The sequence below is a fragment of the Ruegeria sp. AG1 genome, from assembly GCF_056541705.1.
The window spans coordinates 415,242-439,244 of record NZ_JBQFYU010000002.1 but is presented as its reverse complement, the minus strand read 5'-3'; the positions used below and the strand labels follow the sequence as shown (position 1 = coordinate 439,244).

The 24,003-nt window shown below is 57.6% G+C and carries 22 protein-coding genes and 3 tRNA genes; 13 read left to right on the top strand and 12 right to left on the bottom strand.

Translation table 11 applies throughout. The features are described 5' to 3' along the window. The first annotated feature begins 17 nt into the window (after positions 1-17). From ACR0B5_RS04600 to ACR0B5_RS04590, 3 genes are all read left to right on the top strand, one after another. Entirely contained in the window at positions 18-695 is a 678-nt protein-coding gene (locus tag ACR0B5_RS04600) for a TRAP transporter small permease (RefSeq protein WP_170373581.1), read from the top strand. After that, positions 695-2,071: a TRAP transporter large permease gene (locus ACR0B5_RS04595; protein ID WP_170549035.1), complete on the top strand. Its 1,377-nt coding sequence runs from the start codon at positions 695-697 to the stop codon at positions 2,069-2,071. Before ACR0B5_RS04600 ends, ACR0B5_RS04595 begins: the two co-directional genes overlap by 1 nt. 154 nt (positions 2,072-2,225) lie before the next feature. Further along, positions 2,226-2,537 carry a DMT family transporter gene (locus tag ACR0B5_RS04590; RefSeq protein ID WP_170373583.1) on the top strand — a complete coding sequence of 104 codons (312 nt, stop codon included), beginning with the start codon at positions 2,226-2,228 and terminating at the stop codon, positions 2,535-2,537. A 6-nt stretch (positions 2,538-2,543) separates the two neighbouring features. Here the strand turns inward: ACR0B5_RS04590 and tpiA are convergent, their stop codons facing one another. After that, the gene (tpiA, locus tag ACR0B5_RS04585; RefSeq protein WP_170641976.1) at positions 2,544-3,293 is read right to left on the bottom strand and encodes a triose-phosphate isomerase; all 750 of its coding nucleotides are present in this window, start codon (positions 3,291-3,293) and stop codon (positions 2,544-2,546) included. A 127-nt stretch (positions 3,294-3,420) separates the two neighbouring features. Here tpiA and ACR0B5_RS04580 point away from each other — a divergent pair, with 127 nt between their 5' ends. Continuing rightward, positions 3,421-4,332, top strand: a complete 912-nt coding sequence (locus ACR0B5_RS04580) for an isopenicillin N synthase family dioxygenase (protein WP_480538698.1) — start codon at positions 3,421-3,423, stop codon at positions 4,330-4,332. Here the strand turns inward: ACR0B5_RS04580 and ACR0B5_RS04575 are convergent. Further along, the gene (locus ACR0B5_RS04575; RefSeq protein ID WP_170467154.1) at positions 4,329-4,694 is read right to left on the bottom strand and encodes a HesB/IscA family protein; all 366 of its coding nucleotides are present in this window, start codon (positions 4,692-4,694) and stop codon (positions 4,329-4,331) included. The genes ACR0B5_RS04580 and ACR0B5_RS04575 overlap by 4 nt on opposite strands. Before the next feature lie 206 nt (positions 4,695-4,900). Here ACR0B5_RS04575 and ACR0B5_RS04570 point away from each other — a divergent pair, with 206 nt between their 5' ends. Next, the gene (locus ACR0B5_RS04570) at positions 4,901-5,239 is read left to right on the top strand and encodes a hypothetical protein (RefSeq protein WP_480538696.1); all 339 of its coding nucleotides are present in this window, start codon (positions 4,901-4,903) and stop codon (positions 5,237-5,239) included. A 211-nt stretch (positions 5,240-5,450) separates the two neighbouring features. Here ACR0B5_RS04570 and ACR0B5_RS04565 read toward each other — a convergent pair whose 3' ends face one another. From ACR0B5_RS04565 to ACR0B5_RS04555, 3 genes are all read right to left on the bottom strand, one after another. Then, positions 5,451-5,813: an SUF system Fe-S cluster assembly protein gene (locus ACR0B5_RS04565; protein ID WP_170458085.1), complete on the bottom strand. Its 363-nt coding sequence runs from the start codon at positions 5,811-5,813 to the stop codon at positions 5,451-5,453. A 90-nt stretch (positions 5,814-5,903) separates the two neighbouring features. Continuing rightward, the gene (locus ACR0B5_RS04560; RefSeq protein ID WP_419739682.1) at positions 5,904-6,182 is read right to left on the bottom strand and encodes an NfeD family protein; all 279 of its coding nucleotides are present in this window, start codon (positions 6,180-6,182) and stop codon (positions 5,904-5,906) included. Continuing rightward, entirely contained in the window at positions 6,182-7,072 is an 891-nt protein-coding gene (locus ACR0B5_RS04555) for an SPFH domain-containing protein (protein WP_170373587.1), read from the bottom strand. The genes ACR0B5_RS04560 and ACR0B5_RS04555 overlap by 1 nt, the downstream gene beginning before the upstream one ends. Positions 7,073-7,247: 175 nt before the next feature. Here ACR0B5_RS04555 and ACR0B5_RS04550 point away from each other — a divergent pair, with 175 nt between their 5' ends. The 3 genes from ACR0B5_RS04550 to lon all read left to right on the top strand — a co-directional run bounded on the left by ACR0B5_RS04550 (position 7,248) and on the right by lon (position 11,965). Next, positions 7,248-8,159, top strand: a complete 912-nt coding sequence (locus ACR0B5_RS04550; protein WP_480538693.1) for a nucleoside hydrolase — start codon at positions 7,248-7,250, stop codon at positions 8,157-8,159. A gap of 63 nt (positions 8,160-8,222) precedes the next feature. Beyond that, complete coding sequence (gene tgt, locus ACR0B5_RS04545) at positions 8,223-9,353, top strand: tRNA guanosine(34) transglycosylase Tgt (protein ID WP_480538691.1); 1,131 nt, start codon at positions 8,223-8,225, stop codon at positions 9,351-9,353. 203 nt (positions 9,354-9,556) lie between these two features. Beyond that, a complete protein-coding gene (gene lon, locus ACR0B5_RS04540; protein WP_480538689.1) occupies positions 9,557-11,965 on the top strand; it encodes an endopeptidase La in 2,409 nt (802 codons plus the stop codon). Between the two features lie 41 nt (positions 11,966-12,006). Here the strand turns inward: lon and ACR0B5_RS04535 are convergent, their stop codons facing one another. The 3 genes from ACR0B5_RS04535 to ACR0B5_RS04525 all read right to left on the bottom strand — a co-directional run bounded on the left by ACR0B5_RS04535 (position 12,007) and on the right by ACR0B5_RS04525 (position 14,566). Beyond that, the gene (locus ACR0B5_RS04535; protein WP_480538687.1) at positions 12,007-13,593 is read right to left on the bottom strand and encodes an APC family permease; all 1,587 of its coding nucleotides are present in this window, start codon (positions 13,591-13,593) and stop codon (positions 12,007-12,009) included. 89 nt (positions 13,594-13,682) lie between these two features. After that, positions 13,683-13,757 (bottom strand) — tRNA-Val (locus tag ACR0B5_RS04530). 89 nt (positions 13,758-13,846) lie between these two features. Then, positions 13,847-14,566: a porin gene (locus ACR0B5_RS04525; protein ID WP_480538685.1), complete on the bottom strand. Its 720-nt coding sequence runs from the start codon at positions 14,564-14,566 to the stop codon at positions 13,847-13,849. 288 nt (positions 14,567-14,854) lie between these two features. Between ACR0B5_RS04525 and ACR0B5_RS04520 the strand changes: the two genes are divergently transcribed. The 3 genes from ACR0B5_RS04520 (at position 14,855) to uvrA (ending at position 18,087) form a co-directional block, all read left to right on the top strand. Beyond that, positions 14,855-14,931, top strand: a tRNA-Asp gene (locus ACR0B5_RS04520). Positions 14,932-14,976: 45 nt separating this feature from the next. Further along, a tRNA-Asp gene (locus ACR0B5_RS04515) sits at positions 14,977-15,053 on the top strand. A 175-nt stretch (positions 15,054-15,228) separates the two neighbouring features. Continuing rightward, on the top strand, positions 15,229-18,087 hold the full coding sequence (uvrA, locus tag ACR0B5_RS04510; RefSeq protein ID WP_480538683.1) for an excinuclease ABC subunit UvrA: 2,859 nt from the start codon (positions 15,229-15,231) through the stop codon (positions 18,085-18,087). A 79-nt stretch (positions 18,088-18,166) separates the two neighbouring features. Here the strand turns inward: uvrA and mmsB are convergent, their stop codons facing one another. From mmsB to ACR0B5_RS04490, 4 genes are all read right to left on the bottom strand, one after another. Then, the gene (gene mmsB / locus ACR0B5_RS04505; RefSeq protein WP_480538681.1) at positions 18,167-19,039 is read right to left on the bottom strand and encodes a 3-hydroxyisobutyrate dehydrogenase; all 873 of its coding nucleotides are present in this window, start codon (positions 19,037-19,039) and stop codon (positions 18,167-18,169) included. A 3-nt stretch (positions 19,040-19,042) separates the two neighbouring features. Next, positions 19,043-20,083, bottom strand: coding sequence for an enoyl-CoA hydratase/isomerase family protein (locus tag ACR0B5_RS04500; RefSeq protein ID WP_480538679.1), 1,041 nt, complete (start codon positions 20,081-20,083; stop codon positions 19,043-19,045). A gap of 7 nt (positions 20,084-20,090) precedes the next feature. Then, positions 20,091-21,233: an acyl-CoA dehydrogenase family protein gene (locus tag ACR0B5_RS04495; RefSeq protein WP_480538677.1), complete on the bottom strand. Its 1,143-nt coding sequence runs from the start codon at positions 21,231-21,233 to the stop codon at positions 20,091-20,093. Positions 21,234-21,339: 106 nt separating this feature from the next. Continuing rightward, entirely contained in the window at positions 21,340-22,455 is a 1,116-nt protein-coding gene (locus tag ACR0B5_RS04490) for a carboxylate-amine ligase (protein WP_480538675.1), read from the bottom strand. Between the two features lie 139 nt (positions 22,456-22,594). On the opposite strand from ACR0B5_RS04490, the gene ACR0B5_RS04485 reads away from it, so the two are divergent. After that, positions 22,595-23,446: a class I SAM-dependent methyltransferase gene (locus ACR0B5_RS04485; protein ID WP_480538673.1), complete on the top strand. Its 852-nt coding sequence runs from the start codon at positions 22,595-22,597 to the stop codon at positions 23,444-23,446. Positions 23,447-23,517: 71 nt separating this feature from the next. Beyond that, entirely contained in the window at positions 23,518-23,994 is a 477-nt protein-coding gene (locus ACR0B5_RS04480) for a fasciclin domain-containing protein (protein ID WP_170373597.1), read from the top strand. Positions 23,995-24,003 lie beyond the last annotated feature (9 nt).

Genomic DNA, 24,003 nt, shown 5'->3' with positions numbered 1-24,003 from the left:
AATGTGGGGACAGATAGATGTCTGGTGCGAAATCCGGCCCGGCTGGGCTGGTCGACCATATCGAAGAAACCCTGATCGCGGTGCTACTTGGCCTGATGACGGCCGTGACCTTTGCCAACGTGATCGCGCGGTTCTTCTTCAACTCGAATATCCTGTGGGCGCTTGAGCTGACGGTCTTCCTGTTTGGATGGCTGGTGCTTTTGGGGGCGTCCTACGCCGTCAAGAAACACGCCCATCTGGGTGTAGATGCGATCCTGAACATGCTGGCCCCTGCGCCGCGTCGGATTCTAGCGCTGATCTCGGTGGCCTGTTGTCTGGCGTTTTCGCTGCTGTTGCTGAAGGGGTCATATGACTATTGGGCTGTCTTCGCGGATCTGCCGCCAACCTCGGGACGCTGGTTTCCCACGGGTCTGAACTTCGACGCGCGCAGCCAGAGCTTTTACGAGGTTGACGATATCCCGATGATCGCGCCTTTCCGCTTTCTCGAGGACTTGATCAACTACGGCGAATATTACGAAAAGCTGCCCAAAGTTGTTCCTTACTTCATCCTACCGCTGTCGATGTTGCTGCTGGTGATCCGCTTTGCACAGGTCGCTGTGCAGATCTGGCGTGGTGAGGCGGATCGTCTGGTCGCCAGCCACGAGGTCGAGGACGAGATCGAAGAGGTTCGTGCGCAGCAAGGAGAACATGACTAATGGACGTTGTACTTCTATTTTCCATGGTCATCGGCCTGCTACTGATCGGGGTTCCGATTGCGGTGGCACTTGGCCTCAGCTCGACCCTGTTCCTGCTGATCTATTCCGACAGCTCACTGGCTTCGGTTGCAGGCACGCTGTTTGAGGCGTTCGAGGGGCACTTTACACTCTTGGCGATCCCGTTCTTCATCCTCGCGTCGTCCTTCATGACGACCGGAGGTGTCGCGCGGCGGATCATCCGTTTCTCGATTGCCTGTGTGGGGCACCTTCCGGGCGGTCTGGCGATTGCGGGCGTGTTTGCCTGTATGTTGTTCGCAGCGCTTTCGGGGTCGTCCCCTGCGACTGTTGTGGCCATCGGCTCGATTGTCATCGCGGGAATGCGTCAGGTGGGCTATTCCAAGGAGTTCGCCGCTGGTGTGATCTGTAATGCCGGTACGCTGGGTATCCTGATCCCGCCTTCGATTGTGATGGTTGTCTACGCGGCCGCCGTTGAGGTCTCGGTCGGGCGTATGTTCCTTGCGGGGGTCATCCCTGGCCTGATGGCTGGTTTGATGCTGATGATCACCATCTACGTCATGGCCAAGGTCAAGAACCTGCCCAAGGGCGATTGGAAAGGCTGGGGTGAGATCTTTGTCTCCGCCCGCGAGGCCGGTTGGGGCCTGTTCCTGATCGTTATCATCCTCGGCGGTATCTACGGGGGCATATTCACCCCGACTGAGGCTGCTGCGGTGGCTGCTGTCTATGCCTTCTTTATCGCGAGCTTTGTCTACAAGGATATGGGTCCGCTCAGCACCGAGGAAGGTACGCAGAACCTGTCGCTGCTGAAAAAGCCCTATGCGTTGCTCACGGCTTTCTTCCACCCCGATACCAAGCACACGCTGTTCGAGGCCGGCAAACTGACCGTCACTCTGTTGTTCGTGATCGCAAACGCGCTGATCCTCAAGCATGTGCTGACGGATGAGCAGGTGCCGCAGCACATCGCCAGCGCCATGCTGTCCGCGGGGCTGGGGCCGGTGACTTTCCTGATCGTGGTGAACGTGATCTTGCTGATCGGTGGTCAGTTCATGGAACCCTCGGGCCTGCTGGTGATCGTGGCGCCTTTGGTGTTCCCAATCGCGATTGAGCTAGGCATCGATCCGATCCATCTGGGCATCATCATGGTCGTCAACATGGAGATCGGGATGATCACACCTCCGGTCGGGCTGAACCTGTTCGTGACCTCGGGTGTCGCAGGGATGCCGATGATGGGTGTTGTGAAGGCCGCGTTGCCGTTCCTGGCCGTGCTGTTCGTCTTCCTGATCATGGTGACATACATCCCGTGGATATCGACCTTCCTGCCTAACACCTTCATGGGGCCTGAAATCATAACGAACTAAAAATGGCTATCGAGTGCGAACCGGGCGAGTTTTCTCGCCCGGTTTTTTCGTGCCTTGAAGATGGGTCGCGAATGCTTAGCTATAGCGTCAGAGGACGACCTCCCCACAAAGGGTGATCATTCGGGACGACCCGAATATCCGAAAGGGGTCCTTGATGTCCTGGATTTTTCTTCTACTTGCCGGCCTACTGGAAATTGTTTGGGCCGTTGCCATGAAGCAATCGGCCGGTTTCACGCGGCTGTGGCCCACGGCTGTGATGGGCGTGTCGATGATCGGGTCCTTCGCGTTGCTGGCGCTTGCGATGCGGACCCTGCCTCTGGGAACGGCCTATGTGATCTGGACGGGAATTGGCGCGGTGGGCGCGTTTCTTGTTGGCATCATGTTTCTGGGTGAAGCCGTGACCGCCACGCGTATATGCGCAGCGGTTCTGATTGTCGCGGGCCTAATCACGATGAAACTGGCCTGAGGGTCCTCAGGCGGTTTCCAGTGCTTCAACGATGCCCGAGAAATCGGCTGCTTTCAGGCTTGCCCCACCGACCAACGCGCCATCCACATTGGACACGCCGAAAATCTCGGCCGCGTTGGAAGGTTTGACCGAACCACCATAGAGCAGACGCACCGAGCGCCCGACTCCCTCGCCAAAGCGACGCTCAAGCCGGGCGCGGATGAAGTCATGGACCTCGCCGATCTCGTCCAAAGTCGGTACCTTGCCGGTGCCGATGGCCCAGATCGGCTCATAGGCGACAATCAGGTTCTCACCGGTAGAGCGGTCCGGGATCGACCCCGACATCTGACCTCCGATGATGTCCAGCGTGTTGGCGGCCTCGCGCTGCTCAAGGCTTTCGCCGACGCAGATGATCGCCTGGAGGCCAGCCTCCATCACGGCGTTGGCCTTGGCGCGCACATCTTCGTTCTGCTCGCCATGGTCCTCGCGCCGTTCGGAATGGCCCAGGATCACGGCCGTAGCTCCGGCGTCTTTCAGCATCTCGGCGCTGGTATCGCCGGTATGCGCGCCCGAGGGTGCGGAGTGGCAATCCTGTCCACCGACGGCAACGCCCGTGCCTTGGGTGCGTTCCGCGGCCCGGTGCAACAGCGTTGCAGGCGGACAGATCAGCACATCGACGCTGGGCGAGGGGTGCTTCGCGGCGAGCGCGTCCAACTCGCTCAGCGCCGCGCTGGTTCCGTTCATTTTCCAGTTTCCAGCCGCCAGTTTGCGCCGCATCTCCGCGTCTCCCTTGTCGCTATCTTTAGGTTTTTCCATGCGATATCACCCTTGGTCCGGCCTTACAATTCCGGTTGCAGTTCCGGTGTTGGAAAGGCAGGGTCCGCGCAGCGAATCCGAGGGCGCCATGATCGACAAACTCAACCTTGAAAAATTGGACAATCAGGACATTGATGAGCTTGCCAGATTGCTGCGGGCCGTCGGGCAAGTGGGGTTTCTGACCGTCGGCAACACCGGGCTTGGCGCTGAGCGGGTTCAGGACGTCATCGAGGCCTACCGCGCCTTTTTCCATTTGCCTGTGCAGGCGAAGAAGTCGGTCGATATGGCGTCAACTGGCTCGAACCGGGGTTGGGGCGCGCCGAAATCCGAACAGGTCGATCCAAACGCAAATCCCGATTTCAAGGAAGTGTTCGATTGCGGTTTTGAGTTGCCGCTGGAAAACCCATACCGCGCTGAGAATCTAAGCGTCTATGCCCCTAACCTTTGGCCTGCGAAGCCCGATGGGTTCCGGGAGGCTGTTCAGTCCTATTACACCGACGCCTGCGATGTCGCGATGCGCGTTCTACGCGCAATTGCGGTCGCTCTGGGGCGCGGCTCGGACAGTTTTGACGACGCGTTTGACACGCCCATGGCGTTGCTACGTGGGAACTACTATCCGCAGCGTCCTGATTGGGCCGGAGAGAAGGATTTCGGCATCGGCGCGCATACCGACTATGGCTGCGTGACCCTTTTGGCGACCGACGGTACTGCGGGGCTTGAGGTGCGGATGCCCGATGGCAGCTGGGAAAAGGTCGAGGCCGAGCCGGGCGTATTCATCATCAACTTTGGTGAGATGTTGGAGTTCTGGACCGCCGGTCGCGTCAAAGCGACCGAGCATCGTGTAGTTGGCGGCACGAATGAGAGGATCTCGGTCCCGCTGTTCTTCAACCCGTCCTACCACACGAATGTGGCGCCTCCGACGTCAGATCAGGTGAACACCGCCGGAGAGCACCTGACACGGCGCTACAACGAGACCTACGTGCACTTGAACGCCAGTTAGGATTGCTGGGCGAGGGTTTCGTCGAACTTGATGGATTCGCCGCAGCCGCAGGCGTCGACAACATTGGGGTTTTTGAACTTGAACCCGGATTCCAGCAGCGAAACCTCGTAGTCGATTTCGGTACCGAACAGGAACATCTGCGCCATTGGAGCAATCATTACGCGCGCGCCGTCTTGCTCCACAACTTCGTCATGGGGATCGGCTTCATCGACGTAGTCCATGGTATATTCCATACCGGCGCAGCCACCTTTTTTCACGCCGATGCGCAGACCGGCATGGCCGCCGGATTTCATCAGGCGGGTGATCTGCTCTGCCGCTTTGGGCGTCATGGTCACGGCTTGTTTGCCGGGGATGCCGAACATCTGAGTCTCCGTCGTCGCGCGATAGATGTAATTTAGGGTCGTCTTTCAGTAGGCTCAAGTCAGAGCGCCCCTAGAAATTGAAATTTGATACTGAAAGCACAGCCGTGTCCGTGTTGCTTTCGCATTGAGGATAGGCATAGCCTGTTTATGGGTGATCACAGCCACGCGCTTGAGATCAGAGATCTTTCTGAGGAGATTTAAATAAAATGAACAGGTTAAAAGGTAAAGTGAAGGTAAGTTTGGGGGCTTTCTTGGCTTGCGCGGCTCTTGTGGCTTTCTCAGTTCCCGCTTTTGCCGAGGAAACTTTGAAACGACATCCCATCAATTGCACAACAGCAGAAGGTGATCTGCGCGCGATTGCAGCTGAGAAGAAACATGCTGAGGACAAGCAATTGGAAAGCGTTGCCGCTATCACTCCTGCAGGCGCATTGCTGGGTTTGGTGACGGGGACCGAGAACAAGCGATTGAAGATGCTGTCCGGTGACTACATCAAGCAGCTCGATGCGCGATCGGATGAAATCAAGGCCAAGTGCGGGGTAAGTTAGGGCCTAGAAAAGACCGCCCTCGGGCAAGGGCGGTCCAATTTCGGGGCCGATACCATGGGGGGCGGTGTCTTCCAGTCAGGCCCATGTGCAAGAGCGTTTGGGAGTGCAAACACGTGCGCCGCATGTGTCCCGCAGTACTGTGACAGTAGCTCTACACTTTGGTAACAGAGGGGTTAACCTTTTGTGACAAAGGCTTACCTGGATGCTGATGCTACATAAAGCCCAGTTCAAGCCGCGCTTCGTCTGACATCATCTCCATGCCCCAGGGCGGTTCCCAGGTCAATTCGACGTCAACTTCTTTCACGCCAGCAACGGGTTCGATGGCTTCCATGATCCAGCCCGGCATATCTCCGGCGACGGGGCAGCCCGGGGCGGTCAGAGTCATGATCACCTTGACGGCGTTGTCGTCCTTGATGTCGATCGTATAGATCAGGCCAAGGTCGTAGATATTAACCGGGATTTCCGGGTCAAAGACCGTCCGGCATGCTTCGACCACCTGATCATACAGGGGGTGTTCTATGCTCGATGGCGCAATCAAGGGTGTGCCTTCTAACTGTTCACTCGGGTGAGTCATCTTTGCCTCGGGTCAGTTGCCTGAGTGTTTATATAGGGAACAGGTCTGGCAGCGTCCAGTCGTGCAGTGACTCTTGGGCGCTGCCGGTGCTTAGTCGTTGATATCTCGCTCAAAGGTTTTCACCTGCCCATGCGGGTGCGCGAAGGTCTTACGCAGGGCCAGCCATGCGACCAGCGACAGAACCGCGAAGATTAGCATCAGAACCGGCAGAGAGGGCGTAAGACCCGGGATCAGAAGCAGCAGGCCGGTGCCAGCCGCCCCGATGGCGAATCCGAGAAAGATGAACCCGGGCAGGACGATCTCCAGAATGCCGAGCGCCAGAGCACCCGCCATCCAGATCCACCACGTCATCCAAAACGGGTCTGCCATCATTTAACCCCTTTGAGCATTTTGAACGCATCACCAAAGGCCTCGAGCGCATTGGCCGGCACGACAATCGTTTGCTTACCAGTACCATTGCCCAGAGCGTTCAGAGATTCCACCTGTTTCAGAGCGACCTGGTATTGCGCGGCCTCGATGCCGTTGTCCTGAATGGCCTTGGCAACAACGCCGGTTGCGTAGGCTTCGGCTTCGGCCTCAATACGGCGGGCCTTTGCGGTTTGCTCGGCCGCATAGAGCTCTGCGTCCGCCTGCAGCTCAACCGCGCGTTTCTGACCTTCAGCCTCAGTGACCTGAGCGCGACGCGCGCGTTCAGCGTTCAACTGCTGCAGCATTGCATCGCGAGTGGCCTGATCGAGGTTCACATCCAGAATCTCGGCCCGGGTCACTTCGATACCCCAGTCGTCGACAGCGGTTTCTACGCTGGCCTGAATTTGAGCAATCAACTGCGCGCGGTTCGATTGGACCTCATCCAGGTCCATTTTACCAATTTCAGCCCGCACGATACCCGCGACTGTGGTCGCAATCGCGCCGTCTACATCGCGGATACGATAGACGGTCTTTTCCGGCTCGAGAATGCGATAGAAGACCGAGGTGTCGATCTGCACCAGCACGTTATCCTTGGTAATCGCGTCCTGCGTTGCGTTTGGCAGCTGGCGCTCAAGAATGGATATCTTGTGACGTGCAACATCCAGAAACGGAACGATAAAGTTGATCCCCGGCCCAAGGACTGAGTGCAGGCGCCCGAACCGCTCCACCACATACTTCTCAGATTGGGGAACGATTTTGATACCTTTGAAAATGACGACCACCACCAGAATGGCGGCCAACAGGTAAATGATATTCGACGAAAGCAATCCGATGATCTGCTCTTCTGTCATAACTGTCCTCTTTTATTGTGTACTGTAGTATACATTTGGGGATTGAGTCGCCCGAATTCAACTCTGGTATGGCGGGAACCGGGGTGGTTGCAAATCCGGAATGCTTGAAACTGACTACCGAAACAAGCGACAGTGACCGCTTTGCATCTGTGAATGCTTGCGCTATCGGGTGAGGATGAAACTGATAATCGACACAGACCCCGGCATCGATGATGCAATGGCGATTGCCTACGCTGCGGCCGCACCCGAGATTGACCTGATCGGGCTAACTACCGTTTTCGGAAACACCCATGTCCATCAATCCAGCCGCAACGCGCGCTATCTGGTTGATAAACTTGGACTAGCTGTCCCTGTGGCGCAGGGTGCCCCCTTCGCTCATGGGGAGGTCGGCCATAGCCCATCCGAGCATGTGCACGGACCCGAAGGGTTTGGTGATCTGACTGAAGTCCCTGAGATCGGGCAGAACCACGACCTAAGTGCGGCCGCTTTTCTGGTCGACATGGCCCGTCAACATCCGGGTGAGCTTGTCGTGTGTGCGGTCGGCCCGTTGACCAATATCGCGGATGCCATGGCTTTGGATCCCGAATTCGCCTCGAACCTCAAACGTCTTGTGATCATGGGCGGCGCAGTCTATTGCCCCGGCAACATCACGGAACATGCCGAAGCGAATATCTACCACGATGTCCAAGCAGCCGACGCGGTGTTTTCAGCACCGCCTGAGACTGTTCTGGTCGGTTTGGATGTAACGCTGAAAACACTCTACAGGAGCGCGGATTTTGAGGATTTGGCCCTGAGGTCGCCGGACATGGGGGCATTTCTGCGCGATATCTCTCGGTTCTATCTGAAGTTCTACAAAGAGATCGGAGGGTTGGAGGGCTGCGGCCTGCACGACTCGACCGCCGTCATCGCATGTACCCATGATCATATGTTCGATTCCGTTCAGACCGGATTGAAGGTGGCAACCGAAGGCGAGGCAATCGGAGCCACAGTGCCGGATGAGCGGCGGCCCCCGGTTTGGGTCTGCCGGGACGTTGACGGGGCAGGGGTTGTTGATCTGTTTACGGCCCGCGTGGCCTCTCTGCCGTGACGGGTTGCAAAGACCCGGCGGATCGGGCAAAGCCTGCCCGGTTCCGCGATCCGAGATGATGACATGACCCAGCAGTTTTCCTTTGACCTCAAAGCAACCGACGGCAAAGCCCGCACAGGCGTGATCAACACGCCGCGTGGTGAGGTTCGAACCCCTGCCTTCATGCCGGTTGGCACCGCAGCGACGGTCAAGGCGATGATGCCGGAAAGCGTACGTGCGACCGGGGCCGATATCCTGCTGTGCAATACGTACCATTTGATGCTGCGCCCCACGGCCGAACGGATCGACCGTTTGGGCGGGCTGCATAAGTTCATGAATTGGGAACGTCCTATCCTGACCGACTCAGGCGGTTTTCAGGTCATGTCTCTGGCAGGGTTGCGCAAACTGACCGAAAAGGGCGTGACCTTCAAATCCCATATCGACGGCTCCAAGCATGAGCTGACGCCGGAACGGTCGATGGAAATTCAGCGCCTGCTGGGGTCGGACATCGTGATGTGTTTCGATGAATGCCCCTCACTGCCTGCGGACCGGAAGCGCATTGCCGAGTCGATGCAGCTGTCGATGCGATGGGCACAGCGGTCGCGCGATGCGTTCGGGGATCGCCCCGGCCACGCGCTGTTCGGGATTATGCAAGGCGGGCTGGAGCAAGACCTGCGCGAAGAAAGCGCCGAGGCGTTGAAAGCGATCGGGTTCGAAGGCTACGCTATCGGTGGTCTGGCCGTGGGTGAGGGGCAGGAGGCGATGTTTGACTGCCTCGATTTTGCCCCCGATTTCCTGCCCACCGACAAGCCGCGCTACCTGATGGGCGTCGGGAAACCGGATGATATCGTGGGCGCTGTGGCGCGCGGTGTGGACATGATGGATTGTGTTTTGCCGTCTCGATCTGGGCGCACCGGTCAGGTGTTCACGCGACACGGCGTGGTGAACATCAAGAACGCGCGCCATGCGGATGATCCACGCCCGTTGGATGAAGAATGCACATGCCCGGCCTGTTCGAACTACTCGCGCGCCTATCTGCACCACGTGTTCCGTTCGAACGAGATGATCTCGGGCATGTTGTTGACCTGGCACAACCTGCATTACTTCCAGGAAATCATGCAGGGTATGCGCGACGCGATTGCGGCAGGAACGTTTGAGGCCTGGCAGGCCAATTTCCATGCGCAACGCGCGCAGGGCGATATTGAGCCGATTTAGCAGGCACCGGCACAATTTCGGTGGATATCTTCCCGGCGCGCCTTGCGGTCCGCAGAACCTTTGGTCATGCTGCGCATTGAGACACGGTGGTGAGGTTGAAATAGGGCGGTAACAGCCCCACCTTAAACCATCCAAGACAGGAGACGGCCAGCGGTTGCCTCAAGCAGGGACCAGAGCCGTCTTGCCAATGATAAGGATAGAGCATGCATGAGCCTCTGAATTCCTCATACCCCGTCCTGCCGCTGCGCGATATTGTGGTGTTCCCACACATGATCGTGCCGCTCTTCGTGGGCCGAGACAAATCGGTCCGCGCGCTGGAAGAGGTTATGCAGGATGATAAGCAAATTCTGTTGTCCAGCCAGATCGACCCGAGTGTCGATGATCCGGATGTGGATGGTATCTATCAGGCCGGCGTTCTGGCCAATGTCCTGCAACTGCTGAAATTGCCCGATGGCACTGTCAAGGTGCTGGTCGAAGGGCAGGCGCGTGTGCAGATTACGGAATTCCTTGAAAACGATCAGTTTTTCGAAGCCCGTGCCGAGTATCTGACCGAAATCCCCGGCGATGTGACCACAACCGAAGCGCTGCTGCGCACGGTCGCGGATGAGTTTGAGCGCTATGCCAAGGTTCGTAAGAACATCCCCGAGGAGGCTTTGGCTGCCGTGGGTGAGACCACCGAGCCTGCCAAGCTGGCTGACCTCGTGTCGGGTCACTTGGGCATTGAGGTCGAGCAAAAGCAGGAACTGCTTGAAACGCTCTCGGTCAGCGAGCGGCTTGAGAAGGTCTATGGCCTGATGCAGGGCGAAATGTCGGTTCTGCAGGTCGAGAAAAAGATCAAGACTCGCGTCAAATCCCAGATGGAGAAGACGCAGCGCGAGTATTATCTGAATGAGCAGATGAAGGCCATTCAGAAAGAGCTTGGCGATGGCGAGGACGGCTCGAACGAAGTCGCCGAGCTGGAAGAGAAGATCAACGAGACCAAGCTGTCGAAAGAGGCGCGCGAAAAGGCCGAAGGCGAGCTGAAGAAGCTGCGCAACATGAGCCCGATGTCGGCTGAGGCCACCGTCGTGCGCAACTATCTGGACTGGATCCTGTCGCTGCCGTGGGGCACCAAATCCCGCGTCAAAAAGGATCTGGGCCGCGCGCAGGACATTCTGGACGCCGATCATTATGGGCTTGAGAAGGTCAAAGAGCGGATTGTTGAGTATCTGGCGGTTCAGCAGCGTTCGAAAAAGCTGAAAGGCCCGATCCTGTGCCTTGTTGGCCCTCCGGGTGTGGGTAAAACCTCGCTGGGTAAGTCCGTTGCCAAGGCCACGGGGCGCGAGTTCATTCGCATCTCGCTGGGTGGTGTGCGCGACGAATCTGAAATTCGGGGTCACCGCCGGACTTACATCGGCTCGATGCCCGGTAAGATCATTCAGGCGCTGAAAAAGGCGAAAACCACGAACCCGCTGATCTTGCTCGATGAGATCGACAAGATGGGGCAGGATTTCCGTGGTGATCCGGCCTCGGCAATGTTGGAAGTATTGGACCCGGAACAGAACAGCACGTTCATGGATCACTACCTTGAGGTCGAATATGACCTGTCCAACGTGATGTTCCTGACCACGTCGAACAGCTACAACATGCCTGGGCCTCTGCTGGACCGGATGGAGATCATTCCGCTGGCCGGTTATACCGAAGAGGAAAAATCCGAGATCGCCAAGCAGCACCTGATCAGCAAGCAGGTCAAAAACCATGGCCTAAAAGCCAAGGAATTTGAACTGACCGATGAGGCGCTGCAGTCGATCATCCGCACCTACACGCGCGAGGCGGGCGTGCGGAACCTCGAACGTGAAATCGCCAAAGTGGCGCGGAAGTCGCTGACCAAGATCATCAAGAAAGAGGCCGACTCGGTCACCGTGACGCCTGAGAATCTTGATGATTTCTTGGGCGTGCCGAAGTTCCGCTATGGGCTAGCCGAGCAGGACGATCAGGTTGGTGTCGTGACCGGTCTGGCGTGGACGTCGGTTGGTGGAGACCTGCTACATATCGAGGCGCTGAAACTGCCCGGCAAGGGGCGGATGAAGACTACCGGTAAGCTGGGCGATGTGATGAAGGAATCCATCGACGCGGCCTCGTCCTATGTGCGGTCGATTTCGCCTCAGATCGGGGTGAAGCCACCGCAGTTCGACAAGATCGATATCCACGTCCACGTGCCGGATGGCGCGACGCCCAAGGATGGCCCGTCGGCTGGTTTGGCAATGGTGACTTCGATAGTCTCGGTCCTGACCGGCATTCCGGTACGCAAGGACATCGCAATGACAGGCGAGGTCTCGCTGCGCGGGAACGCGATGCCGATCGGTGGTTTGAAGGAAAAACTGCTGGCGGCTCTGCGCGGTGGCATCAAGACGGTTCTGATCCCAGAAGAGAATGAAAAGGATCTGGCCGACATTCCGGACAATGTGAAAGAAGGGTTGGAGATCATCCCGGTCAAACACGTCTCGGAAGTGCTGAAACAGGCGCTGGTGGAAGAGCCCGAGCCCATCGAATGGGACGAAGCCGCAGAAGAGGCGGCGGCTGCGGCAGCGAAAGCGGCTGAAAGCTCTGGGCCGTCTGCAACGGCGCACTAAGACAAACCGAAAAAGGCGGGGCAGGTCCCCGCCTTTTTTGTCTATAGCCCGATAACAGGTTGTTTCGGGTCTAAAATCTCCTCTTCTTCGATGTATTTCTGAAATTTTTCGTCTGCCAAGGACGACCGGACTGCGATCGTGAATATCCCCGTCGAGAACAGAATGCAGACTAGAATATCCCAGCCGAACGGGATGAATTTTAGAGCACCCTCTCCGAATTGGCCAAATATTGAGATCACACCGATGCCGACGAAATAGGGCATCAGCCAACGCGCTTCGACTACATCCATTTCGTCCAGACGATTGTGAAAGCGGATCAGCAACAACATCATGCCGATGATCAGCGCGATGCCTAAACGCCAGACTGTGTCCCATCCGCTCCAATAAACGATCAGTGTCGCGATGGCGAAGGCCAGAGCGCCTACGAAACGGACAGCGGGGATTCGGATTGAGCGTGGGTGATCTGGCATTAGCTTTCTGAGGCATACGACAGCGATCGGTCCTACGGCGAAGGACAAAACAATGGCCGCCCCGTTCAATGCGATGACCGTGGTAAACGGGACAGTAAGCAGGAACAAAACTCCGATCCCGAAATTCAATGCAAGCGCCCAAAGGGGTACTCCGAACGAAGACAAGCGCATTATGCGTTGAGGAAGAAAACCGTTCTTTGATAGGGCCATGGCGATCCGAGCATTCGAACCCGTTGCAACAAGCCCATTGCCGAATGGCCCTATGACTGAGCCGACATTCAATACGCTTAGGAACCAGACAAGGCCGACAGACATAATCACGGCATCCAACGGCCCTTCACCGCCGAAGCTGAGACTGGACCAGCCTTGTGCAAGGGAAGTTGGATCAAGGGCGCCGATGAATGCGATCTGTAGAGCTAGATAGATGGCCGCACACATCACGATTGAAAGGACCAACGCGGCTGGGATTGCGAATTTCGGGTTGCGGACCTCGCCCGCCATATCGACGATGTGGCGAAATCCGATGAATGAAAAGATCACGCCTCCGGTTGATACTGCAGCCATGATGCCTTGCAGACCGTATGGGGCGAACCCGTCGGGTTGTTTGAAGTTCTGAAACTCAAACCTGCTTGCGATCAAGAGTGCTGAGAGAATGACCGGGATCGCTATTTTCGCCCAAGTTAGTGTGGCGTTGACACGCGTGAAGAATTTCACGCCCAAGGCGTTGACGACAACGAATAGCAGCATGAAGGACAGTGCAACCAGCACACCTGCGCTCGTCAGATCTCCGCTCTCGGAAGTGTGCAACCACGGCGCGTAGGGGGCTAAGTACTTCAACATCGCCTCAACCTCGATGGGCGCAGTGGTGTTGTAGCCGATCCAAGCTGTCCAACCCATTGCCATCGCGACGATGTTGCCATGCGAGAATTGGGGAACCCGAGCGATGCCGCCCGGGATAGGCAGCATGGCCGAGATTTCAGCGAAGGTGATGGCCAGAACAAACATGGCCACCGCGCCGATGATCCAGGACAGAACCGCAGCTGGTCCTGCGTGTTGCACAGCCAAGAGCGGGCCGAACAACCATCCAGAGCCTATAATGCCGCCAACGGAAATGAAGGTCAGACCCAGTAGACCAATGTCACGCTTCAATTTGGCCATCCGCGTCAACCCTTTACACTGCGTATATCAAGGATACGCAGGCGGCTTCTGACCTGACAAGCGTTGTCTGGAGATGAAAAAATTGGAGGTGGTGGGTGATAAGAGATTTGAACTCCTGACATCTTCGATGTGAACGAAGCGCTCTACCACTGAGCTAATCACCCATTGCCCGGCGTCTTATCGCAGCTCATTCCCGGCTGCAAGACTTATAGGGCGGGACCCCGGCCAGTATGCAAACCGGGGTCTGATGTTCTTAGAGGCCGGGCAGCTTGTCCAGAACGCCACGGCGACCGAAGGTTGTGCCGCGCTCGTTGCCCAAATTGATACGGACACCTGCGCCAAGGAAGGGTTCGGTGCTGCTGCCGCTGCCGATAGATAGGTGGGCCGCGCCGAATTCGCCGTAGACCTGTGCGTTGGTGCCAACATTATAGGTCGCGCCAATCGAAAATGCGCTGACGTCTAAAGCACCTTCAATGTCGTTCAGGTAGTCGTATTTACCGATCACAGTCCATTTATCATTAACGGCCCCTCCGGCCGAAAAGCCCAGGATCACGCCATCTGCGTCAGAGAATTCTTTCAGATCTTGAAAGCCCAGGTACCCTTCGATCTGCGCGGGGCCTGCGCCGAAACCGGCCTCAACACCGTAGAATTGAAACGTCTCGTCTTCGATATGGTCCTGCCCATAGAAAGCACCGAATGAGGCGTTTTGTGTATGCAGATTGGCGTGCAAGGTGACGCTTGTGCCGTCAAAGTCCTCATCCTCGAACCGGTAAGCGCCAGCATCCAGCTGCAGGCTGAACGCACGGGAAAACGCCAGCTCGCCCGCGCCGTTGAGGTTGTAAACATCGCCAAGATCGCTGTCTGTGAAGGTAGAATAACCCAGATCCACATATCCGCCGGTCACCTCGACGGCATATGCCGCGCCGGTCAGTAGAAGGCTGGTCAATGCACTGGTAGCAATGATTTTTTTCATGTTGCTGCTCCGATTTGTGTTTTTGTTGGCGCGGGTCAAAATGAGACTAAAGCGCATGAGTGTCTGGTTAGTTTTTATCGTTAAGGATGAGTAGGGGTCGGCGCGATTTCAATATGCTGTTGCAGGTGGGGCACAAACGCGCGGTCCCACGGGCTGACCCCCGAAGGATGGCCGAGGAACGGCTGCAAACAAAAATCAGGCTTCAGGCAAAAAACTTCAAAACGCCGCTTGACGATGCCCGAGCGTAGCCATAATACACCCCAACGTTCAGCAACGAACGGGCAGCGGGCGGTTGTAGCTCAGTTGGTTAGAGTACCGGCCTGTCACGCCGGGGGTCGCGGGTTCGAGCCCCGTCAACCGCGCCATCGCTGCCAGACTTGGTCCAGTTTAAAGGCCACGAAAATAGATGCGCGGTTGTAGCTCAGTTGGTTAGAGTACCGGCCTGTCACGCCGGGGGTCGCGGGTTCGAGCCCCGTCAACCGCGCCATTTTCCCTCGATTGTTTCGAAAAACATAGGATCTTGGCACGAGGCCGGCGTTGTTTCGGGCTGATGTCAGTATCTGTCGGCAATAATCGGTGCGTTCACAGTTTGTTCTAACTTTTCTGTTGGAGACTCAGCGCCGCTCGCCTATCTCTGAGGGACGTGTTTGTTGGGGGCCAGAATGGCTGAGCTGAAGAATATCGAGGTGCGCGGCGCGCGCGAGCATAACCTCAAGAGCATCGACGTGGATATCCCGCGAGACCAGCTGGTGGTGATCACCGGGCTGTCTGGCTCGGGTAAATCCTCGTTGGCCTTCGACACGATCTATGCCGAGGGTCAGCGCCGCTATGTCGAAAGCCTCTCGGCCTATGCGCGGCAATTCCTCGATATGATGGAAAAACCGGATGTGGACCATATCAGCGGGCTGTCTCCAGCGATTTCGATCGAACAGAAGACCACGTCCAAGAACCCGCGCTCGACCGTTGGAACTGTGACCGAGATCTATGACTACCTGCGATTGCTGTTTGCTCGTGCGGGCACGCCCTATAGCCCTGCGACTGGTCTGCCGATCGAAGCGCAGCAAGTACAAGACATGGTCGACCGGATCATGACGATGGAAGAGGGGACGCGCGGTTACCTGCTGGCCCCCATCGTGCGCGACCGGAAGGGCGAATATAAGAAAGAGTTTCTGGAACTGCGCAAACAGGGCTTCCAGCGCGTCAAGGTGGATGGTGAGTTCTACGAACTGGACGAACCGCCAAAACTGGACAAGAAATTCCGCCACGATATCGATGTGGTTGTGGATCGTCTCGTCGTGCGCGAAGGGATGGAGACGCGTCTGGCCGACAGCCTGCGCACCGCTCTGGATTTGGCTGATGGCATCGCAATTCTTGAAACAGCTCCGCGCGAAGGGGATCCTGAACGGATTACGTTCAGTGAAAACTTTGCCTGCCCAGTCAGCGGCTTTACGATTCCCGAAATCGAACCGCGCCTCTTTTCATTCAACGCCCCGTTCGGGGCCTGCCCGGATTGTGATGGGCTGGGGGTTGAGCTGTTCTTTGACGAGCGCCTTGTGGTGCCGGACCAGACACTGAAGCTGTATGACGGGGCCCTGGCGCCGTGGCGAAAGGGAAAGTCTCCCTATTTCCTGCAAACCATCGAAGCCATCGCGCGCCACTATGAGTTTGACAAGAACACGCCGTGGAAAGACCTGCCCAAGAAGGTGCAACAGGTGTTTCTGCGCGGCTCTGGGGATGAGGAAATCCAATTCCGCTATGATGAAGGTGGGCGTGTCTATCAGGTGACGCGCAACTTCGAGGGCGTCATTCCGAATATGGAGCGCCGTTACCGCGAGACCGACAGCGCCTGGATTCGGGAAGAGTTCGAGCGCTACCAAAACAACCGTCCGTGCGGCACCTGCGAAGGCTACCGCCTGCGTGCCGAAGCCTTGGCCGTAAAGATCGCAGGCCTGCATGTGGGGCAAGTGGTCGAGATGTCGATCCGCGAGGCTCTGGCCTGGGTCGAGGACGCGCCGAACCATCTAAGCGTTCAAAAAAACGAGATCGCGCGTGCGATTCTGAAAGAGATTCGTGAACGTCTCGGATTCCTGAATAACGTGGGATTGGAATACCTTACGCTGTCACGTTCAAGTGGAACTTTATCCGGTGGTGAAAGCCAGCGTATCCGGCTTGCCAGCCAGATCGGATCGGGTCTGACTGGCGTTCTCTATGTTCTTGACGAGCCGTCAATCGGCTTGCACCAACGGGACAATGACCGCCTGCTAGGTACTCTGAAAAACCTGCGAGATCAGGGCAATACGGTGATCGTCGTCGAACACGATGAAGAGGCCATACGTGAGGCCGACTACGTGTTCGACATCGGCCCCGGAGCGGGTGTCCACGGTGGGCAGGTCGTCAGCAAGGGAACGCCGGCCGAAATTACGGCCGATGCGGCCTCGGTCACCGGGCAATATCTGGCTGGTACGCGAGAGATTGCGGTGCCTGCGGAGCGGCGCAAGGGCAACAAGAAAAAGCTGACCGTGGTGAAAGCGACGGGCAACAACCTCAAGAACGTGACGGCCGAGTTCCCTTTGGGAAAATTCGTCTGTGTGACCGGCGTGTCGGGTGGGGGCAAGTCGACGCTGACGATTGAGACGCTGTTCAAAACCGCCTCGATGCGGTTGAACGGCGCGCGCCAGACGCCTGCGCCGTGCGAAACGATCAAAGGGTTGGAGCATCTGGACAAGGTCATCGACATCGACCAACGCCCCATCGGTCGGACTCCGCGCTCGAATCCAGCGACTTACACGGGTGCGTTCACGCCGATCCGTGACTGGTTCGCGGGATTGCCTGAGGCCAAAGCGCGCGGCTATAAGCCGGGACGGTTCAGTTTCAACGTCAAGGGCGGTCGATGTGAGGCGTGTCAGGGCGACGGTGTCATCAAGATCGAGATGCACTTCCTACCCGATGTGTACGTCACTTGCGAGACCTGCAAAGGCGCGCGGTACAATCGAGAGACGCTGGAGATCAAATTCAAAGGCAAGTCCATCGCCGATGTGCTTGATATGACGGTCGAAGACGCGCAGGAGTTCTTTAAGGCCGTGCCCTCGATCCGCGATAAGATGGATGCTCTGGCGCGGGTTGGGCTGGGCTATATCAAGGTGGGCCAGCAGGCGACCACGCTGTCCGGAGGTGAGGCGCAGCGGGTCAAATTGTCGAAGGAGCTTTCGAAACGCTCAACCGGGCGGACGCTGTATATTCTGGACGAGCCGACCACGGGTCTGCATTTCGAAGACGTACGTAAGCTCTTGGAAGTGCTGCATGAACTGGTTGACCAAGGGAACACGGTTGTTGTGATCGAACACAATTTGGACGTTGTGAAAACCGCAGACCACATCATTGATATCGGCCCGGAAGGTGGCGACGGCGGTGGTGAGATCGTGGCGACTGGGACACCGGAAGAGGTGGCCGAGGTCGAGCGGAGCCACACCGGGCGTTACCTCAAGCCGATGCTTTCAGGCACCCGTGTCGCGGCTGAATAGGCTGCGACACGGTTTTTTGCGAGGCTCTGCCTCGCGCTCCGGGATTTTTTTAGCCAGATGAATGAAGGATCCTTGTGCCTTATTCTCGGCTGCGTTTTTCAAATCTGGGCAGCATGGCTGAGAAATCCTGGCCCAAACCGCCTTCGGCTTCAACGAACTGCTGATAGAGCGCAGTTGCGGCTTGGCCCATCGGGGTGTCGGCATCGGCGCTTTCGGCAGCTTGCTGGCTGAGGCGCAGGTCCTTCAACATCAATTCGGCGGCGAAGCCCGGCTGATAGTCATTATCCGCAGGGCTGGTGGGGCCGACTCCGGGGGCGGGGCAATAGGCGTTCATGGTCCAGCTATAGCCGGAGGACGTGCTGACCACATCGAACATCTTTTGCCGATCCAGGCCCAGTTTGTCGGCGAGCGCGAAGGCTTCGCAGGTTGCGATCATGGTGACGCCGAGGATCATGTTGTTGCAGATTTTTGCTGCCTGTCCAGCACCGGCCTCCCCGCAATGCACGGCTTTTTGCCCCATGATGTCAAACAGGGGAGCGGCCTTGGCAAAGGCGTCGGATGTTCCGCCAGCCATGAAGGTCAGGGTGCCGGCCGAGGCCCCTCCGATTCCGCCGGAGACCGGCGCGTCCACGGACAGAAGATGCGCGGCGATGGCTTGCTCTGCCACGGCTCGGGCACTGTCCACGTCGACAGTCGAACAGTCTATCAACACCGCGCCCTGTTGCATGGTCGGGATGATCTGGTTGGCGACCGCGCGCAGGATGTCGCCGTTCGGCAGCATGGTGATGACGGCATCGGCGCCCGAGACGGCCTCTGTTGCGGATTGCGCTTGCGTCACTCCATCAACGCTTACACCCGCCGTGTCAAAACCGGTCACCTGATGCCCGGCCTTCGCAAGGTTGGCCGCCATCGGCGCGCCCATATTGCCCAAGCCGATAAAACCGATTTGCATCTCTTAATCCTCCTGAAAAGTCAGTGCATTCGCGCCAAGCGGTTGCAGCATTTTCGACACCGCAACAGCGGGTACTTTCATATCCGGGTACTGCCAGCTTGGGCTACGATCCCTATCTATGATCAGCGCGCGAATACCTTCGATGAGATCTCCGTGTTCCTGCGCGCGGTAGGTGAAACGATACTCCATATCCAATGCACGATGCATGGTCAGGGACGGGCCGCGCAGGCGGTGGATCATCTCAACCGTGCAGGCCATAGAGAGCGGGGCATGCTGGCCCATCATTTCCAGCGCTTTCAATGGGAAATCAGTATCTTCTGAGCGAAGGCTGATGAGGATATCCTCAAGTGTCTCGCCTGCAAAATACTGGTCGATCTCGGGTTGCATCTGCTGCAATTTCCCGCCGGGCGCGGGTTGGGCGTGATCGGTGACCAGTTCGGCATTGCCCGACGCCTCAAGCAATTCGATAAGGTCCGGCCAGGTGGCTTGAGGGATGAAGTGATCGGCGAAACCGGCGTAGATGGCATCCGCTGGTCCCATCCGGAATGCTGTGAGGCCTAGATATTCGCCAAGCCGCCCAGGCGCCAATGCCAACATCAACGAGCCGCCGACATCCGGAACCAGCCCGATCGCGCATTCCGGCATCGAGATTTTCGAGGTCTCTCCGACCACGCGATGGGTTCCGTGGCAGCCGATGCCGACACCGCCGCCCATGGTGAAGCCCTGCAGAAAGCTGATGATGGGTTTGGGGTACGCGAAGATCAGCGCATTCAGGCGGTATTCATCGCGCCAGAAGGTTTGCCCGTGTGAGAAATCCCCTGCGAGTCCGGTTTCATACAGTTTGGCAATGTCGCCGCCCGCGCAAAAGGCTTTGTCGCCCTCGGCGTCGAGGATGATCAGGTCGACCTCGTCGTCCTCACGCCAGTTGCGCAGGGCGGTGTCGATGGCCAAGCACATCTCATAGCTCAGGGCGTTTAGCGCCTTTGGGCGGGTCAGGGTGATGCGCCCGGCGCGACCGGTCGTGCGTATGTCGATGTCAGGCATGATCCCCTCAGGTTCCGGCCAGCAGGTGGCGCGCCACGATCACGCGCATGATTTCGTTTGTGCCTTCGAGTATCTGATGCACCCGCAGGTCGCGCACAAGTTTTTCGATGCCATAATCGGCAAGATAGCCATAACCGCCATGCAGTTGCAGACATTGATCCACAACATTTGAGCCGGTCTCGGTCACGAATTTCTTGGCCATAGCGCAGAATTTCGACGCATCCGGCGCGCCTTGATCCAGTTTCCAGGCAGCCTGCCGCAGGAAGGTGCGCGCGGCCTGCAATTCGATCTCCATATCGGCCAGACGGAATTGCAGAGCCTGGAACTGGTCGATGGATTGCCCGAATGCCTTCCGTTCCGACATATATTGCAGGGTCATGTCCAACCCAGCCTGCGCTGCGCCTAGGGAGCAGGAGGCGATGTTCAGACGTCCTCCATCAAGGCCCATCATGGCGTATTTGAAACCGTCCCCTTCAGTGCCGACCAGATTGCCTGCAGGAATGTTGCAATCGTCGAACTGGACCTGTGCTGTGGGTTGGCTTTTCCAGCCCATTTTCTGTTCCAGCGCTCCAAAGCTCAGACCCGGCGTGCCGTCTTCGACATAGACGGTTGAGATTCCTTTTGGACCTTCCGCGCCCGTGCGGACCATGCAGACATAAGCATCCGAGTACCCGCCGCCCGAGATAAAGGCCTTGGTGCCGTTCAGCGTGTAGCCCTCGTTCGTGCGCTCAGCCCGCGTCTTCAACGCGGCGGCGTCCGAGCCGGAGCCGGGTTCGGTCAGGCAATAGCTCAGCACTGTATTCAGGCTCAGCACATCGGGCATGACCCGTGATTTCAGCTCATCACTGGCGAAACTGTCCAGCATCTTGGCGCACATATTGTGGATCGACAGGAACGCCGCGACCGAGGGGCAGGCCATGGACAGCGCCTCGAACACGAGGGTTGCGTCGAGACGGCTGAGGTCGGCCCCGCCGCTGTCTTCCGAGACGTAGAGCGCGCCAAAGCCAAGCTCTCCGATACAGGGCCAAAGCTCTTTGGGGATTGTGCCTTCGGCCTCCCACTGGCGGGCGAATGGGGCGATGTTGTCCTGCCCAAATCCATAGGCCATATCGAAAATGGCTGTTTGTTCCTCGGTCAGCCCGAAATCCATTGCGCACCCTCCCACAGGCAAAGAATTGAACGATTGTTTATTTCGCAATCGTTACAGAACTATTTCAGGATGAGCAATCCTGAGAGCTGTTTGATAACAAGGTTCGCTAGAGGTCCGCGTGAAACTCTTCGATCAGATGGCGGACAACGGCTTGGCCAGGGTCTTCGCCCTTCGCGACAGCTTCGGCCTGGACGCGCCGTTGGCGGGTTGCCGAGGTGCCTGTCTCGGCGATCTGACGCAGGCGGGCCAGTTCGGTCATGGTCCCCAACGCCTCGGCATCTTCGGCCAGCATCCCCATGAGTTCGCCGATCAGCTCGGCCATGGGCTTGATCGACCGATCCCCAAAATCAATCAGCCCTTCGCCGACCCCATAGCGTTGCGCGCGCCAGCGGTTTTCACCGATCAGGAAGCGGTCATACTGTCGCCAGCGCAGATTGCGGGCCTTGAGGCGACACAGCATACGGGTCAGCGCCTGCACGAGGGCGGCCAGCGATAAGGTGTGCTCAAGCCGCGGCTGGACGTCCATAATCCGGGTTTCCAGCGTCGGGAACCGATGTGAGGGGCGCAGATCCCACCATATTTTCGAGGTGTCTTCGATCACGCCCAGTTCGACCAGGACGCCGGTTGTGCGTTCGTATTCGCTCCAACTGTTGTAGACCGGCGGCAATCCCGTACGCGGTAGATTGTCGAACACGGTCAGGCGATAGGAGGAAAGCCCCGTATCCTCGCCATTCCAGAACGGGGAGGACGCCGAAAGCGCCAGCAGATGGGGTAGGAAGTAACTGAGTTGCGGCATCAGGTCTGCGCGTAGGGCCGGGTCCTCGACCCCCACATGCACATGCATCCCGCAAATCAGCATCCGCCGTGCAACGCCGCCCAAAGCGTGTTGCAGCGCGTCGTAACGCTCTTTCCGTGTGTGGTGCTGTTTTTTCCAATCGGCAAACGGATGGCAGGACACGGCGATCGGGCTGAGGTTATACTCGGCGGCCCGCTTTGAAACACAAGAGCGCAGACGCCTGAGATCTTCGCGCGCGCTTTTGACGGTCGTGTGTGGACGGGTACCAACTTCGATCTGACACTGCAGGAATTCAGGGCTGACCTGCCCTTCGAAATCGGCCTGGCAGGCCTCCATCAATGCGGCGGGAGCTTCGGCCAGATGCAGGCTGTCGCGGTCGACCAGCAGATATTCTTCTTCAATGCCGATCGTGAAATCTTGTTGCATGGGCCTACCTGCCATTTTCCAATGCAATCAGTGAATACGTAAATCAACGTTTTGCCAAGGGTTTGCCGCTGCGCCGCTTGCGGAGCGACCGCAAGCAGCGCTAAGGAACGGGCAGCAATGCGATAACGGAGCTGGCCTCGTGAAACCCAGAAAATTCCCGCAGATCAACGCAGCCCTTGATGAGCTAGGGGTGAAGCTGGTCGACAAGGTGACCGAACAGGACGAACGCGCCCGGTTGGAAGCGTTCGAGCGGGCAGGCGGGCTGGAGCGCCCCGCGTACGCGCTGTCACCGGGGATGGAAAATTTTGACATCGCGCAGCTGATCGCCGAATACGGCCAGCACAAGGATGCGCTGGAGGCATTGAAGGACCCGGTTCGGAACCAGACAGGATATCGGTTGGGCAATGGCTATTATGACAGCCCTGACGCCGATGCGCTTTATCTGATGATCCGCAGGTTCAAACCAAAACGCGTGATCGAGGTCGGTTGCGGCAACTCAACTCGCGTGACGCGGCAAGCCATCCTTGACGGAGGGTTGGACACGCAGATCACAGCCATCGACCCGTACCCGCGGGCGGATATCGCTCATGTGGTCGATGCGTTCGAACAAAAACGGCTGGAGGAGGTAGATCCGGCTCTGTTCGAACAGCTTGAGGCCGGGGACGTTCTGTTCATCGATTCCAGCCATGTTGTTAGGATGAGCAATGACGTCGCGCATCTCTTCTGCCGCATCATTCCGACGCTGAAACCGGGCGTTGTCATTCACGTGCATGATGTTTTTTTACCTTACGAATATCCCAAGCGTTTTTTCTATGACTGTCCAGGTTGGGGTGAGCAGTACATTTTGCACGCTCTGCTGCAATCTGGCGCATTTTCAATGCTTTGGCCGGGTTACTACCTACAACAGGACCGCCCTGATGCGTGTGAGGCGCTACCGTTTCTGAACGATGGCCGGGCGCAGAGTATCTGGGTTCAGATCAAAGAACAGTGATCCTAAAGTGATCCGGTGTGAAACATGCGCCGTACCCCTTTCCATAACAAGCTGGAGAGGAGAAGACAGCCATGTTTCGTCGCACACTGATGGGCGCTGCCGCCGCCGTTGCACTTGCCATGCCGATCAAGGCTCAGGCTGCTGACATCGTTGACACCGCCGTATCTGCGGGATCGTTCACCACACTGGTCGCAGCCGTTCAGGCCGCCGGTCTGGTCGACACTCTGAAGGGCAACGGCCCGTTCACCGTTTTTGCACCCACGGATGAGGCGTTTGCTGCTCTGCCCGAAGGCACGGTGGAAAGCCTGCTGCTGCCGGAAAACAAGGACAAACTGGTTGAGATTCTGACCTACCACGTTGTACCTGCCAAAGTGATGTCGGGTGATATCGCTGGCAAGCGCGCGAAGGTTCTGACCGTTCAGGGCGATCGTCTGAGCGTCAACGCAAAAAATGGCGTCCGCGTGAATGGCGCTGATGTGGTGCAGGCCGACATCGAAGCCAGCAATGGCGTTATCCATGTGGTCGATGAGGTTATTCTGCCCGAATAACCTTGGCGC